Source organism: Mycobacterium sp. NGS58, assembly GCF_059812385.1.
The window spans coordinates 23,467-37,791 of the sequence record NZ_JCALCO010000035.1 but is presented as its reverse complement, the minus strand read 5'-3'; the positions used below and the strand labels follow the sequence as shown (position 1 = coordinate 37,791).

Sequence of the window (14,325 nt, the reverse complement as noted above, 5' to 3'; positions counted from 1 at the left end):
CGCCGCGGTATACCCAGCAGGACCCGAACCAATAACGATCACCTCGTGGACGTCGGAAGAGCTCATAACCGGCCACACTACTGCGGATCCCGAAGGCGCCGCGCTCAATCCGGCTGGCCGGCAAGGCAAAAGCGTGAAGCAGCACACACAACGCGCAGTTGTGTCTTCACAACATATGACCTCTACTGACGCCGCCGTCAGTGGTGCACCATGGAAATCGCGACCCGTGGGTCCAACGACGAACTTGCGGGTGCCTATAGACCCAACTTCATCGCGATGCCGCGGCCCCACACCCCGCCCCGCGTCCGCAAATCGGCCCAATTCGAGGCCAGATCCGCCAAAAAGGAACGAGAACGCCACATGACCACCGCACGTCCCGTCAAGACTCGCAACGACGGTCAGTGGGCGCTGGGCGATCGCGAACCGCTCAACCACGCCGAGCAGTTCAAAAACGACGACGCACCGCTGAACGTGCGCGAGCGCATCATCAACGTCTACTCGAAACAGGGCTTCGACAGCATCGCCAAGGACGACCTGCGTGGGCGGTTCCGCTGGATGGGCCTCTACACCCAGCGTGAGCAGGGCTACGACGGCGGCTGGACCGGCGACGAGAACACCGACAAGATCGAAGCCAAGTACTTCATGATGCGGGTCCGCTCCGATGGCAAGGCGATGACCGCGCACACGATGCGCACCCTGGGCCAGATTTCCACCGAATTCGCCCGCGACACCGCCGACATCAGCGACCGGGAAAACCTGCAACTGCATTGGGTCCGGATCGAGGACGTGCCCGAGATCTGGCGGCGGCTCGATTCCGTGGGCCTGCAGACCACGGAGGCCTGCGGGGACTGCCCCCGCGGCATCCACGGTTCGCCGCTGGCCGGTGACTCGCTCGACGAAATCCTTGACCCGTCACCCGCGATCGAGGAGATCGTCCGGCGCTCGCTGAACAACCCCGAGTACGCGAACCTGCCGCGCAAGTACAAGACGGCGGTCTCCGGCCTGCAGGACGTCTCGCACGAGACGCATGACATCGCGTTCGTCGGCGTCAACCACCCCGAACACGGCCCCGGCCTGGACCTGTGGGTCGGCGGCGGCCTGTCCACCAATCCGATGCTGGCCCAGCGCCTCGGCGTGTGGGTGCCGCTGGACGAGGTGGCCGACGTCTGGGAGGGCGTCACCCGGCTGTTCCGCGACTACGGCTACCGCAGGTTGCGCGCCAAGGCCCGGCTGAAGTTCCTGGTCAAGGACTGGGGCGTAGAGAAATTCCGTGAAGTTCTCGAAACCGAGTACATGAACCGCCGGCTGATCGATGGACCGGCGCCCGCGCCGGTCAAGCACACCATCGACCACGTCGGGGTGCAGAGGATCAAGAACGGCCTCAACGCCGTCGGCGTCGCGCCGATCGTCGGGCGCGTATCGGGCAGCACCCTGTCGGCCGTGGCCGACCTGATGGAAAAGGCCGGCTCCGACCGGGCGCGGTGGACGCCGTTCCAGAAGCTGGTCATTCTCGACGTCGCCGACGACAAGGTCGACGAACTGGTCGCGGGGCTGGAAGCCCTGGGCCTGCCATCGCGGCCGTCGTCATGGCGCAAGAACACCATGGCGTGCACCGGGATCGAGTACTGCAAGCTGTCCTTCGCCGAAACCCGAGTCCGGGCACAGACTTTGGTGCCCGAGCTGGAACAGCGCCTGGCCGACGTCGATTCCAAGCTCAACCTGCCGATCAGCGTGCACCTCAACGGATGCCCCAACTCGTGCGCCCGAATTCAGGTCGCCGACATCGGGTTCAAAGGCCAGTGGATCGACGACGGCGAGGGCAACTCGGTCGAGGGTTTCCAGGTGCACCTCGGCGGCGGCCTGGGCGAGCAGAGCGGCTTCGGCCGAAAACTGCGCCAGCACAAGGTCACCAGCGCAGAACTGGGCGACTACATCGACCGGGTGACGCGCAAATACATCGACGGGCGGCAGGACGGCGAGACCTTCGCATCCTGGGCGCTGCGCGCCGACGAGGACGAGTTGCGCTGAGGCCGCGATGAACACACTCGTACTCACCGCCCACGGCAGCCGCGACCCCCGGTCGGGCGCCAACGCCGAGGCCGTGGCCGACCGCCTGGCGGCCATGCGGCCCGACCTCGACGTGCGGCCGGCGTTCCTCGAGCTCAACACTCCGAGCTTCGCCGACGTGCTGGCCGGGTTGCCGGACAGCCGCCGCGCGGTGGTCGCCCCGTTGCTGCTGGCCAGCGCCTACCACGCGCGCCTAGACATCCCCAAGCAGATCGCCGACGCCGGCGCCCACGGCATCCGGCAGGCCGACGTGCTCGGTGAAGACGAACGGCTGGTAGCGGTGCTGCGTGAACGGCTCGTCGAGGTCGGGGTTTCCCCGCTCGACGACGATCTCGGGATCATGATCGTCGCGATCGGTTCGTCGAACCTCGCCGCCAATGCCCGCACCTCCAAGGTGGCGGCCAGACTGGCCGCCGGTACCCAATGGGCGGCGGCCACAACGGCGTTCGCCACCCGGCCCGAGGCGTCGGTGGCCCGCGCCGCCGATCAGCTGCGCCGCCGCGGCGCGCGCCGGCTCGTCATCGCACCCTGGTTCTTGGCGCCGGGCCTCATCACTGACGGCGTGTCAAACTTCGCCCGCGACAACGGTATTCCGATGGCGGCGCCGCTGGGGGCACACCGGCTGGTGGCCGAGACCGTGCTCGACCGCTACGACGAGGCCCTCGCCGAGGACGCCGCGGCCTGAGCTTTCGACGCCGCCGTGCGGCTGATGATGTGGCTGAGCAGGTCGCGGATCGCTCCGGCCGGCGGGGTCCGTCCGCCGACCCAGATGGCCCGAAACTTGCGGCGCAGGTCTAACTTCGGGATGTTCACCGCGTGCAGCCGCCCGACCGCCAGGTCGTCGGCGACGGCCAGCCGGCTCATGGTCGCCGGTCCCGCACCGGCGAGTACGGCGGCGCGCATCGCGGCCGCGGAGGTCAATTCCAGTACGGGCGCGGCCTGTTCCATGTCCTCGCCGAGCACCTTGCGCAACGCCACCGTCAGCGAATCGCGGATGCCCGAGTGCAGTTCGCGGGCCACCAGCGGCGTCTGGGCGAGTTCGTGCGCGGTCACCACCCGCCCCCGTCGCGCCCACTTGTGGTCGGGCGCAACGACGATCACCAGCTCGTCCCCTCCCACCACACAGCTACCTAAACCCTTTGGCGTACCGGGGTTTTCGACGAATCCGAGGTCGGCGCTGCCGTCGCGGACCGCGGCGATGGCATGGTCGCTGTTGGTGGCGGTCAAAATCACCTGAGGCGCGGTCTCGCCGCGTCGAGTCGCCTCGGCCTGTAGGGACAGCAGCCAGTACGGCATGAGCTGTTCGGAGATCGTCTGGCTGGCGGCCACCCTGATGCGTTCGCGTCCTTCCTTTCGCAGCGAACCCAAACCCGCATCGATCTCGCCGGCGACCTCGAGCAGGCGATTCGCCCAATCCGCGACGATCAGGCCCGCGGGCGTCAGTTGCGAACCGCGCGTCGTCCGGACGGCCAGGGTGACGCCGATCTGGGCCTCCATGGTGGCGAGCCGCCGGGATACGGCCTGCTGGGTCAGCCCGAGATCGCGTGCGGCGCGGCCGAGGCTGCCGGTCTCGGCGATCGCCAGAAACGCCTCGAACGAGGCGAGGTCGGGCAATCTGGGGCTCAGCGGCATGGGCGGCAGCTCACAATCAAATCGTGTGACACAACTATAGCTTGTGACACCACAACGCCGCACCTCTACTCACGCCCCGCACTAGCCGCAACGATGGGACACATGAGGCGCGCCGCCCACCAGGTTCAGACCCCGCAGCCCGGGTCCCGCTGTTTTGCGGATTACCGATCGCTTCAACCAAGAGGCCGGTAGCCCGCGCGGGCGCCGTCGCGCTAAATTAGCCAGCCAGACCGTGTTTGACTGCTCGCAGCCGGCTGACTCCGCTAGCCAGAAGGAAGGACATCACCAGTGGCCTACGTGATCGCCGAACCCTGTGTCGACATCAAAGACAAGGCGTGCATCGAGGAATGCCCCGTTGACTGCATCTACGAGGGAGCTCGGATGCTCTACATCCACCCCGACGAGTGCGTCGACTGTGGTGCCTGCGAGCCCGTATGCCCGGTCGAGTCCATCTTCTACGAAGACGACCTGCCCGACGAGCACAGCCAATACCTGCAGATCAACGCCGATTTCTTCAGCGAACTCGGCTCGCCCGGCGGCGCGGCGAAGGTCGGGCTGACCGAGAACGACCCGGCCCCGGTCAAGGAACTGGAGAGCCGAGCCGAGGCGTCCTAGCCTCACCCGTTTCGTAAGGTGAGGCAATGCGGATAGCTCGAATCGTCCACGTCATCCGGCAAACGGGGTCATTGGCGGTCACCGCCGTGACCGCGGCGTCCACCGTCAACGCCTACCGGCCGCTTGCGCGTAGCGGATACCCATCGCTGTTTTCGTGGATGTTCGGGCTCGTCGTCAGCGAATTGCCCCTGCAAACGCTGCTGACCCAGCTGGGTGGACTGGCGTTGACCGGTCGCCGCCTCACGAGGCCCGTGCGAATAACGGCCTGGGTCGTCGCCGCCCTCTCGACGCTGGGCCTGCTGAACCTCAGCCGCGCGGGACATCGGGCCAACGTGCCGCTGACCGAGGCGTTGGACAGCGGGCTGGGGGCCGATCGGCTCACCGAATCGAAGGGCCTGTGGCGCCGGCCGTCCGGTGCCGGCACCGCCAAGACCCCCGGACCGCTGCGCATGCTGCGGATCTACCGCGACTACGCCCACGACTCCGACATCAGCTACGGCGAATACGGCAGCGCCAACCACCTGGACATCTGGCGACGCCCCGACCTCGACCCGGCCGGCAAGGCGCCGGTGCTCTTCCAGATCCCCGGCGGTGCGTGGACGACGGGAAACAAACGCGGACAAGCTCATCCGTTGATGAGCCACCTCGCCGAGCTGGGCTGGGTTTGCGTGGCGGTCAACTACCGGCACAGCCCGCGCAACACCTGGCCCGACCACATCGTCGACGTCAAACGCGCCCTCGCCTGGGTCAAGGAGCACATCGCCGAATACGGCGGCGACCCCGACTTCGTCGTCATCACCGGCGGTTCGGCCGGCGGGCACCTGACGGCGCTGGCCGCGCTGACCCAGAACGACCCGCAGTTTCAGCCGGGGTTCGAAGACGCCGACACCCGCGTGCAGGCGGCGGTGCCGCTCTATGGCATTTACGACTTCACCCGGTTCGACAAGACGCTGCATCCGATGATGCCGGCGCTGCTGATCAAGTCGATCATCAAGCAAAAGCCCTCGACGCATCTGCAGACGTTCGAGGCCGCGTCACCGGTCAACCACGTGCGCGCCGACGCTCCCCCGTTCTTCGTCCTGCACGGCACCAACGATTCGCTGGCCTACGTCGAGCAGGCCCGCACGTTCGTCGAGCGACTCCGGCAAGTCAGCGCGCAACCGGTGGTGTATGCCGAATTACCGCTCACCCAACACGCTTTCGACATCTTCGGCTCGGTTCGGGCCGCGCACACCGCGGTGGCAATCGAGCAGTTCCTCGCCGAGGTCTACGCCGCGCACATGCGCGCCGACGTCGTCGCGGCCCCCGAGGTGTCGTAACCGCTAGGACTTCGGGCGCACCCCCGCGGCGCGGTATACGAATACCGGCTCCACCGGAAACCGCAGCGTCGTCCTGGGCAGGGCTTCCAGCACCTCGTCGGGAATTCGCTTCTTGTAGTTGAGCCTCATCGAGCCGCTCAACGCGGCGTCGACTCCACGAAGGTCGATCTCCAGGCTTAGGCCCTTGTCGGTGATGGTCACCCGGCCCGGCCCGTGGTCGGTGTCCCAGGGGCAGTCGATGGACCGCAGGTCGGCGTCGCCGCGCGCGGGGAATGTTGCGACGATTCGGGCGGCGCTGAACGCGAACCCACCGGCATACCGCGAGACGCCGGAGGCCGAATACACCCCCGGCACATGGCCACTGAAGTGCCGGACCACCCCCACCCGGCCCGCGCTGAAGATGATCCCCTCGGCTTCGAGTTGCTCACGCAGCGGTGCTGGCAACTGGCCGATCTGGGACAGGTTGCGTAGCAATCCGAACACGTCCGAACCGTAGCCCCGCGACTGGCGTCCCGCAGGGTTATTGCACCGTCACGGTCAGCGTGTAGGTGCACGCCGGTTTGGCGTCCTTGCCCACGAAGCTGGTGTATGCCGTGCTGACGGTGGTGGACCCCGGTCTCAGGGCGCTGAACGTCCACTCTTCGTTGCCCGGCGCCCCGAGCGCGTCGGAGGTCGGCTGGACGAACTCGTGACTGAGCTGCTTGATGACCGACGAATCGCCGATTTTGGTGTCAGGGTTCCACCGGTAGGGAGTGGTGTAGTTCGAGCCCAGCTGCACGACCAGGGTGTTGCCGACGGAGAGGGTGATGTTTTGCTTGATCTCACTCTGCGTCAGCACATCGTTCATGGGGATCTGGAGCGTTTTGGTCGACGGCGGGTTCCTAGACGCAAAGTGGCAGCCCACGACCGTCGACAACATCAGCATGGCGACTGTTACCAGCAGCCTGACCTTCACCAGATCCCCCTTCGATTCCCGCCCCGGAGCCTAGTAGGTCCGATCCAGACCGAAGATAGGCGACGAGGCCCGCGGCGCCCAGGCCGGCGCTTCGACGGCTACAACTTCTTCGGTGTGCATCCCGAGCTTCCGATCGAGTGGTTCGACAAGCACATGAGCTGAACCCCTGACCGGCCAAACCCCGGGCCGCGCGGACCGGACGGGTCCGGCAGGATGGGCTGGTGTTTGGCCTCGAACTGATCGTTGCCCTGGTCTCCACCGTCATCGTCGGGACGGTCATCGGCCGGCGCTATCGCGTGGGCCCCCCGGTGTTGCTCATCTTCTTGGGCGTCCTGTTGGGGCTGATCCCCCATTTCGCGCACATCAAGGTCAATGGCGAGGTCGTGCTGCTGCTGTTTCTTCCGGCGATCCTTTACTGGGAGGGCCTCAACACCAGCTTCCGCGAGATCCGGGCCAACGCACGCATCATCGTGTTCCTCAGTGTCGTCCTGGTGATCGCCACCGCGGTGGCGGTGTCGTGGACGGCGCGGGCGCTGGGCATGAATCCGCACGCCGCCGGCGTTCTGGGCGCGGTGCTGTCACCCACCGACGCGGCCGCGGTGGCGGGCCTCGCGAAGAAGCTGCCACGCCGGTCGCTGACCGTGCTGAAGGCCGAGAGTCTCATCAACGACGGCACCGCCCTGGTGCTGTTCGCCGTCAGCGTCAACGTCGCGATCGGTGGGTCGGCGATCACCCCACCCGAGGTGACCATTCGGTTTATCGTCTCCTACCTCGGCGGGATCGCCGCCGGTCTGCTGGTCGGTGGAGCGGTGGCGATGCTGCGCAAGCGAATTGACGCGCCCCAGGAGGAGGGGGCGTTGAGCCTGGTGACGCCGTTCGCGGCCTTCCTGCTGGCTCAATCGATGGACTGCAGCGGAGTCGTCGCGGTGATGGTGTCGGCGCTGGTACTCGCCTACGCCAGCCCGTTCGTGATCCGGGCCCGTTCCCGGCTGCAGGCCTTCGCCTTCTGGGACATCGCGACATTTCTGCTCAACGGCTCGCTGTGGGTGTTCGTCGGCGTCCAGATCCCGGGAGCGCTACGCGGCATCGTAGGCGTCGACGGCGGGGTTCGGCACGCCGTGTTCGTGGCGCTGGTGATCACCGGCGTGGTGATCGTGTCGCGCATCTTCTGGGGCGAAATCACCACGCTGCTGATCCGGCTCATCGACCGGCGCCAGGTGCAACGCGAGCGCCGGGTCAATTGGCGCCAGCGCTTCGTCACCGTCTGGGCGGGATTCCGTGGGGCCGTGTCGCTCGCAGCGGCGGTGGCCGTGCCGATGACAACGCTGAGCGGCGCCCCTTTCCCCGACCGCAGCATGCTGATCTTCATCGTGACCGTCGTCATCCTGGTGACCGTCCTGGTCCAGGGCACCACGCTGCCCGCCGTGGTGCGGTGGGCGAAGATGCCCGACGACACGACCCACGCCGAGGAACTGCATCTCGCTCGCTGTCGCGGGGCGCAAGCCGCCCTCGGGGCGCTGCCCACCGTCGCCGACGAGGTCGGCATCGGCGACGACCTGCGGCGCCGGCTGCAAAAGGAGTACGAGGAAAAGGCGGCGCTGGTGCTGGCCACCGAGGACGGTTCGCCGAACATCCGCATCCTCAAGGGCCGCGAGAAAGTCCGGCGGGTACGCCTGGGCGTGCTCGAACACAAGCGCCGCGAAATCACTTCGCTGCGCAACCAGAACCTGATCGACGACATCGTGCTACGCGAATTGCAGAACGAGATGGACCTCGAGGAAGTGCAGCTGCTCGCCGCCGCTGCCGACGAAGACGAGGACGAATAGGGGCCGTCGGTGGCCGACCGTACAGTCGGCCCCATGCTGTACACCGTCGCGATCCGCGGGTATCGCTCGCTGCGCGAGGTGATCCTGCCCCTGGGTCGTCTATCGGTGGTCACCGGCGCCAACGGCGCAGGCAAATCCTCGCTCTATCGCGCCCTGCGCCTGCTGGCCGACTGCGGCCGCGGCGAGGTGATCGGCTCGTTGGCGGGCGAGGGCGGGCTGCAGTCGGTGCTGTGGGCCGGTCCCGAGCAGCCGTCCGGCGCTCGACGCTCCGGGAAGACCGAGGGCACGGTGCGAACCCGGCCGGTGTCGCTCGAATTAGGTTTCGCCGCGGACGATTTCGGCTACCTAGTGGATTTGGGTATCCCGCAGTCGGCCGGGAAGTCGGTGTTCGCCCGCGATCCGGAGATCAAACGGGAAGTGTTGTTCGCCGGGCCCGTGCTGCGGCCCAGTACGACGCTGGTGCGGCGGTCCCGAGTCTTCGCCGAGGCCAGCGCGGATTTCGGCAGCGGTTTCGACGAGCTGTCCCGATCCCTCCCGTCGTATCACAGCGTCCTCGCCGAATACGCCCACCCGCACGCGCTTCCCGAGCTCGCGGCGGTGCGAGAACGGCTGCGCGGCTGGCGGTTCTACGACGGGTTCCGAGTCGACGCGGGAGCGCCCGCGCGGCACCCACAGGTGGGCACCCGCACCCCGGTGCTCTCCGACGACGGCAGCGACCTGGCGGCCGCGATTCAGACCATCCTCGAGTCGGGGTTCGACGACCTCAACCGCGCCGTCGCCGAGGCATTCGACGGCGCCACCGTCTCGGTCGCCATCCATGACGGATTGTTCGACCTCCAACTGCGACAGCGCGGCATGCTGCGTGCTTTGCGATCCGCCGAATTATCGGATGGCACACTGCGTTTCCTGCTGTGGGCCGCCGCCCTGCTGAGCCCGCAACCGCCTTCGCTGATGGTGCTCAACGAACCGGAAACATCGCTGCACCCAGACCTGGTGGCCCCGCTCGCGTCGCTGATCCGCACCACCGCCGCGAAAACGCAAGTCGTGGTGGTCACCCATTCCAAGTCGCTGCTCGACTTTCTTGACACGACACCGGTGGCAGATATAGAGGACGCCGGTAAGTGCCACGCCGTCGAGATCGAGCTCTACAAGGACTGGGGCGAAACACGAATCAGCGGCCAGACCCTGATGACGGCGCCCCGGTGGGATTGGGGCGCTCGATAGTCACGCGGCGCCGCCGCATTCGTCGGCGCGGCCTACGCCCTCGCCGCCGCGCTGCCTGGGCCGCAGGCTTCACGTCGAGTGTGCAATGTAGGCGCTCCCGCAACGGCGTGTCCGCCGCCGCCCTCGGCGAGTGTGAATCCTGGGCGCTCAGTGTGAATCCTGGGCAGCCGGCACGCGGCGTGTCGCCGCCGTGGCGGCACAATCAACGCCCTGCACGCACACTCAAAGCTCTCAAAGCACACTCAACGCAAAATTGCCCGCCAGAACGTCGCCCGGGCAGCCGACGCATTCGGCCCGGCTTAGGAAGCGGCCCTGCGTGCGGCGCTACAGCGTTGGGTCGGGCCGCAGACGGTCGAATAACGGCTCGCGGAAGCGAAGTTCACACAGAGTTCAGGCACGCGTCGGTTCAGCATTGATGGGTGCACACGCGCACCGCGTGTCCTCACGTTATGCGCGTTGTACAGGTCGCCAATTTCTACGGCCCTCGCTCCGGCGGCCTCCGCACCGCGATCGACCGGCTGGGCGCGGAATATTGCGCAGCCGGGCACGAAGTCTTCCTGATCGTTCCGGGCCAGCGCGCCGAGCGCGCCCAGCTGTACACCGGCGTCGTGCGAATCACCCTGCCGGCCCGCCTGATTCCCCTAACCGGCGGCTATCGTGCTGTGATGCCGGGCCCGGTCAAGGCGCACCTGGCCGCGCTGCGACCGGACGCGTTGGAGGTCTCGGATCGCCTCACCCTGCGATCGCTGGGGCGTTGGGGCCGCGACTACGGCGCCACGACGGTGATGATCTCCCACGAGCGATTGGACCGCCTTGTCGGACAGGTGCTTCCGCGCAGGGCCGCACGGAAGTTCGCCGACGTGGCCAACGCACGTACCGCCGCGAACTATGGCACCGTCGTGTGCACCACGGCATTCGCCCGCGAGGAATTCGACCGGATCGGTGCCGAGAACACCGTCACGGTTCCGCTTGGTGTGGACCTGCAGACGTTCCATCCGCGCCACCACTCCTACCTGGTACGCGAGCGGTGGGCCGCGCCGACGCAGATGCTGCTGGTCCACTGCGGGCGCCTGTCGGTGGAAAAGCGCGTCGACCGCAGCATCGACGCGCTGGGCGAGCTTTGCCACGCCGGGGTTGACGCGCGGCTGGTGGTTGTGGGCGAGGGACCATTGCGGTCCCGGCTGGAGCGACAGGCCGCGCGACTGCCGATCGACTTCACCGGTTTCGTCTCCGACCGCAACGCGGTCGCGCAGCTCCTGGCATCGGCGGATGCGACACTGGCGCCAGGACCACACGAAACTTTCGGGCTAGCCGCGCTCGAATCGCTGGCGTGCGGAACCCCGGCTGTGGTCTCACGCACGTCAGCGCTGAACGAGATCATCACCCCGGACAGCGGCGCGTCGGCCGACAATGACCCGGCCGCGATCGCAAAAGCGGTCAGCGCCATCGTCAGTCGCCCCGAGAGGCAGCGCCGCATTTCTGCGCGACGCCGCGCCGAGGACTTCACCTGGCACCGGGCCGCGACCGGCATGCTGGCGTCCTTGGGCGGACGGGGTTTCAACGACCCGCGCGGCGATTCCGAACATACCGCGTAGCGGTCAGAAGTCCGAGGACACGTTCGCCCCGACGACGACGTCGAGCGCGCTGAGGATGCCGGGTTTCGCCGCGCAGACCAAAGGGATCGCGTTCAGCACGCGGGCAGCGGTCGCCGTCGAGCCCGGCAAGTCCCCGCCATCGAGGGCGAAATCAACCTGTACCGGCGGCTCACCGTCGATCGTGATCCGAGTCAATCGGCGAACGGAGCTGCCCGCCGCGATGGCGGGCTGCCAATCTTCCACCCGTTCATCGGGCATCGACCAGATCGACGAGAATTGCACGCGCGGTTCGCCGTTCACGATGCCCTCGAATCGCATCCGCACGCTGGCTATCGTGCCGGCCGGAATCTCCCCGGCATCAAAGCTGTAGCGACGCTCTGCAACGGCGACATCGCGATACTCACGGACATCGTCCACAGCCCACCCGAGCCCCTGAGCAACGAGTCGCAATGGCGGTGCGATATGGCCAATCATCGCCCCCGCAGGGAAGAGCTCAGCATCTTGTTCACGTGTGCGCCCAAACCCCAGCATCGCGAAGAACCCCGGGACGCGATAGGCACCGCAGGGAATACGTTCTTGGATAACCACTTTCGTCGGTCGATCGGTCATGCTCGCCGCGTGAACCGCGAGGATGTCACTGGTAAAGCCCGGCGCAATGCCGGTAGCGAACAATGAGCTCTTGCCTCGGCGGCAGGCATCTTCGAGCCGCTCACGCGCTGAGTCCTCGAGCGACGGTGGATGAAACAGCGCGAAGAACGACGGCGTGACAACATTCTTTCCGCTTGCCAGGAACGCGCACAGATGGTCTACGACTTCGTTGCTGTCACGACCGGAGGCCGTCGCGAAGTAGGTCACGCAGTCAGCGTCGACCGCGAGGAAATCCTCTACACTGCCGACGGCCTCGACGCCGACCGCGCTTTCTCCCACAAGCTCGCCCGAGTCTCGGCCGACCTTCTCACGGCCATGCACCAGGTGCGCGACGAGGTCGAAATGCGGTGACCGAAGGACTTTTCGCAGCGCAATTGACCCCGTATAGCCGGTGCCCACATGCGCCACACGATATTTTTCGCCCACGACGGCTCCTGTTTGCTCTGCTGCTCATCAGCACCCTACTTCACCCTTTGTTGGAAAGAGACGCTTTCACCAGGCGGTTAGGCTCGCTGCAGACCGGCAAGGAGGATTCGGTGGGAGCACGCAATCAAGTTTTGATCACCGCCGCCGAGCTGGCGGACATCATTCAAGCCGGCGACCCGGTGACCATCCTGGACGTGCGATGGAGAATCGACGCTCCCGATGGGCGGCCGGCCTACCTCGAAGGGCACATTCCGGGCGCCGTGTACGTCTCGCTCGACGATGACCTCAGCGATCACACGATCTCCGGCAAAGGCCGTCATCCGCTGCCGTCGGGACGCGACGTGCAGACCGCGGCGCGAAGGTGGGGAATCCGGCAGGACGCATTGGTCGTGGTGTACGACGACTGGAATCGCGCCGGTTCCGCACGAGCGTGGTGGGTGCTGACCGCCGCCGGACTGGACAACGTACGCATTCTGGACGGCGGTTTGGCCGCGTGGCGATCAGCCGGACAACGTCTCGAGACCGGGCCGGTCGATCCAACGCCCGGGAATGCGCTTGTGTCGCACGACGATCTGTACGCGGGAAGCCGCCGCACGCTGACGGCCGAGCGCGTCGCAGAAGACACTGTGACGCTGCTCGATGCGCGCGCGCCGGAACGCTATCGCGGCGACGTCGAACCTCTCGATCCCGTCGCCGGTCACATTCCCGGCGCGAAGAATCTTCCCACCGGCGCGGTCCTGGCGGCCGACGGCACCTTCCTCGACGACGACTCACTGGCACAACTGTTGTCCGATCGGGCAATCGGGCCTCACGACGCGGTGGGCGCCTACTGCGGCTCGGGCGTCACCGCCACGGTCACCATCGCCGCGCTCGCCGCGATGGGCCGGGAGGTCGCGTTGTATCCAGGATCGTGGTCGGAATGGAGCTCGGATCCGAACCACCCGGTGGAACGCGGTGCCGAGTAGCGGTCAGCGGCCGGTCCATGCCTGTAGGAAAGCCGCGGTTACCCGGGCGGCGTTCTTCGCGGCGATCCGCTTGTAGCAGAAGAACTGAAACGGAAAGCCCGGCAGGTGAAGTGGATCGCCGGGTCCGTCCGTGATGCCCCGGATGCCGATGAACGGGACACCATGCGTATCGACAACGGCCTGCGCGGCCGCGGTTTCCATATCCGTCGCATCGAAGGCCGGGTCTGAGGTCGATACGATATTGAGGTTGCTGATCAGGGCGCTTCTCAGCCAGGGGCCCGTGGCCCGGAAGAAGTTGCCGGAATACAGAAGTGAACGACCGGGCACGCTGCGGGGTTGGCAGCCAAAAACGCTGCCGCCGTGCGGGATGCACGGTAATGCCACGCCGTTGTTGTTGTCATAGCTGCACCCGTCGCCGCCGGCGAATATCTGCGGCCGGTGCCGCAGTTTTATGAGTCCGGCAGCACTGTCCAATGCGACGGAGAGCTTCTGGGCCGTGGCCAGCATCCCGGGATCGACTGAGCGAAAGGTGGTGCCGCCGTCTAAGGTCCACCGCGCCGGTACCGCCACATCCGCGATGCTGGTGCGGCCTCCCCCGCCGGCCACACCCGAAAAGACCACTGCACCAATGGTAATGGCGGACCCACCAGCGAAGTGCACGAAAGCGGTCTCGGTGGTGTCGGTGGCGTTCGTCAGTCCGATGCCGGTCATGGCAACGATCACCTTCTTGCCGCTCATCGAGCCAAGGTAAAAGTGCCGACGGCCAGCGACGACCAGCGGATCGGGATCGAGCGTAGTGTGGGACAGCACCGCGTCGGCTTCACCCGGAAAGGCGGACAACACCAGCGTGCGCCGTTCGCCGCGACCCGCACCACCACCCACCGACACAGTAAACGCCACGACGAGGATGACCCGGAAGGGCAAACGCGGCTTTGCTGATTCCGGCCCTGTTTGTCTGGCCAGCGGCTAGTCTCAGCGGCGTTGCAGCGAAAGCCGGGAGCGCGGCCGCACACAGGAGTCTGGTCTCGGGAGCCGAAAATGACACTAGTTCCA

13 protein-coding genes are annotated in these 14,325 nt (G+C 66.7%); 8 read left to right on the top strand and 5 right to left on the bottom strand.

From position 1 onward, the window contains the following. The first annotated feature begins 360 nt into the window (after window positions 1-360). The gene (locus tag AC5Y4H_RS24190) at window positions 361-2,028 is read left to right on the top strand and encodes a nitrite/sulfite reductase (RefSeq protein ID WP_499986054.1); all 1,668 of its coding nucleotides are present in this window, start codon (window positions 361-363) and stop codon (window positions 2,026-2,028) included. 7 nt (window positions 2,029-2,035) lie between these two features. Continuing rightward, window positions 2,036-2,752, top strand: coding sequence for a sirohydrochlorin chelatase (locus AC5Y4H_RS24185; RefSeq protein ID WP_499986047.1), 717 nt, complete (start codon window positions 2,036-2,038; stop codon window positions 2,750-2,752). Here AC5Y4H_RS24185 and AC5Y4H_RS24180 read toward each other — a convergent pair. Next, window positions 2,716-3,699: a LysR family transcriptional regulator gene (locus AC5Y4H_RS24180; RefSeq protein ID WP_499986044.1), complete on the bottom strand. Its 984-nt coding sequence runs from the start codon at window positions 3,697-3,699 to the stop codon at window positions 2,716-2,718. The two genes, AC5Y4H_RS24185 and AC5Y4H_RS24180, sit on opposite strands and share 37 nt — an antisense overlap. A 288-nt stretch (window positions 3,700-3,987) precedes the next feature. Between AC5Y4H_RS24180 and fdxA the strand changes: the two genes are divergently transcribed. Together fdxA and AC5Y4H_RS24170 are read left to right on the top strand one after the other, a co-directional pair. Continuing rightward, the gene (gene fdxA, locus AC5Y4H_RS24175; RefSeq protein WP_067356702.1) at window positions 3,988-4,314 is read left to right on the top strand and encodes a ferredoxin; all 327 of its coding nucleotides are present in this window, start codon (window positions 3,988-3,990) and stop codon (window positions 4,312-4,314) included. 26 nt (window positions 4,315-4,340) lie between these two features. Beyond that, window positions 4,341-5,633: an alpha/beta hydrolase fold domain-containing protein gene (locus AC5Y4H_RS24170; protein WP_499986040.1), complete on the top strand. Its 1,293-nt coding sequence runs from the start codon at window positions 4,341-4,343 to the stop codon at window positions 5,631-5,633. Between the two features lie 3 nt (window positions 5,634-5,636). Here the strand turns inward: AC5Y4H_RS24170 and AC5Y4H_RS24165 are convergent, their stop codons facing one another. Further along, the gene (locus tag AC5Y4H_RS24165; protein ID WP_499986037.1) at window positions 5,637-6,116 is read right to left on the bottom strand and encodes a hypothetical protein; all 480 of its coding nucleotides are present in this window, start codon (window positions 6,114-6,116) and stop codon (window positions 5,637-5,639) included. A 37-nt stretch (window positions 6,117-6,153) separates the two neighbouring features. Beyond that, complete coding sequence (locus tag AC5Y4H_RS24160) at window positions 6,154-6,588, bottom strand: protease inhibitor I42 family protein (protein ID WP_499986035.1); 435 nt, start codon at window positions 6,586-6,588, stop codon at window positions 6,154-6,156. A gap of 221 nt (window positions 6,589-6,809) precedes the next feature. Here AC5Y4H_RS24160 and AC5Y4H_RS24155 point away from each other — a divergent pair, with 221 nt between their 5' ends. From AC5Y4H_RS24155 to AC5Y4H_RS24145, 3 genes are all read left to right on the top strand, one after another. After that, the gene (locus AC5Y4H_RS24155; RefSeq protein ID WP_499986033.1) at window positions 6,810-8,414 is read left to right on the top strand and encodes a Na+/H+ antiporter; all 1,605 of its coding nucleotides are present in this window, start codon (window positions 6,810-6,812) and stop codon (window positions 8,412-8,414) included. A gap of 33 nt (window positions 8,415-8,447) precedes the next feature. Further along, on the top strand, window positions 8,448-9,638 hold the full coding sequence (locus AC5Y4H_RS24150; protein WP_499986032.1) for an AAA family ATPase: 1,191 nt from the start codon (window positions 8,448-8,450) through the stop codon (window positions 9,636-9,638). A 449-nt stretch (window positions 9,639-10,087) separates the two neighbouring features. Beyond that, window positions 10,088-11,233: a glycosyltransferase gene (locus AC5Y4H_RS24145; protein WP_499986030.1), complete on the top strand. Its 1,146-nt coding sequence runs from the start codon at window positions 10,088-10,090 to the stop codon at window positions 11,231-11,233. Window positions 11,234-11,236: 3 nt separating this feature from the next. Here AC5Y4H_RS24145 and AC5Y4H_RS24140 read toward each other — a convergent pair whose 3' ends face one another. Beyond that, the gene (locus AC5Y4H_RS24140; protein WP_499986026.1) at window positions 11,237-12,307 is read right to left on the bottom strand and encodes an NAD(P)H-dependent amine dehydrogenase family protein; all 1,071 of its coding nucleotides are present in this window, start codon (window positions 12,305-12,307) and stop codon (window positions 11,237-11,239) included. 110 nt (window positions 12,308-12,417) lie between these two features. Between AC5Y4H_RS24140 and AC5Y4H_RS24135 the strand changes: the two genes are divergently transcribed. Then, window positions 12,418-13,272 carry a sulfurtransferase gene (locus tag AC5Y4H_RS24135; RefSeq protein WP_499986024.1) on the top strand — a complete coding sequence of 285 codons (855 nt, stop codon included), beginning with the start codon at window positions 12,418-12,420 and terminating at the stop codon, window positions 13,270-13,272. Between the two features lie 3 nt (window positions 13,273-13,275). On the opposite strand, the gene AC5Y4H_RS24130 is transcribed toward AC5Y4H_RS24135, so the two are convergent. Further along, window positions 13,276-14,172, bottom strand: coding sequence for a 5'-methylthioadenosine/S-adenosylhomocysteine nucleosidase family protein (locus AC5Y4H_RS24130; RefSeq protein ID WP_499986021.1), 897 nt, complete (start codon window positions 14,170-14,172; stop codon window positions 13,276-13,278). Window positions 14,173-14,325 lie beyond the last annotated feature (153 nt).

Coding starts and splice junctions, on each gene's coding strand:
- AC5Y4H_RS24190 (WP_499986054.1), top strand. CDS start 361: ATGACCACCGCACGTCCCGTCAAGACTCGCAACGACGGTCAGTGGGCG.
- AC5Y4H_RS24170 (WP_499986040.1), top strand. CDS start 4,341: ATGCGGATAGCTCGAATCGTCCACGTCATCCGGCAAACGGGGTCATTG.
- AC5Y4H_RS24185 (WP_499986047.1), top strand. CDS start 2,036: ATGAACACACTCGTACTCACCGCCCACGGCAGCCGCGACCCCCGGTCG.
- AC5Y4H_RS24180 (WP_499986044.1), bottom strand. CDS start 3,699: ATGCCGCTGAGCCCCAGATTGCCCGACCTCGCCTCGTTCGAGGCGTTT.
- AC5Y4H_RS24145 (WP_499986030.1), top strand. CDS start 10,088: ATGCGCGTTGTACAGGTCGCCAATTTCTACGGCCCTCGCTCCGGCGGC.
- AC5Y4H_RS24150 (WP_499986032.1), top strand. CDS start 8,448: ATGCTGTACACCGTCGCGATCCGCGGGTATCGCTCGCTGCGCGAGGTG.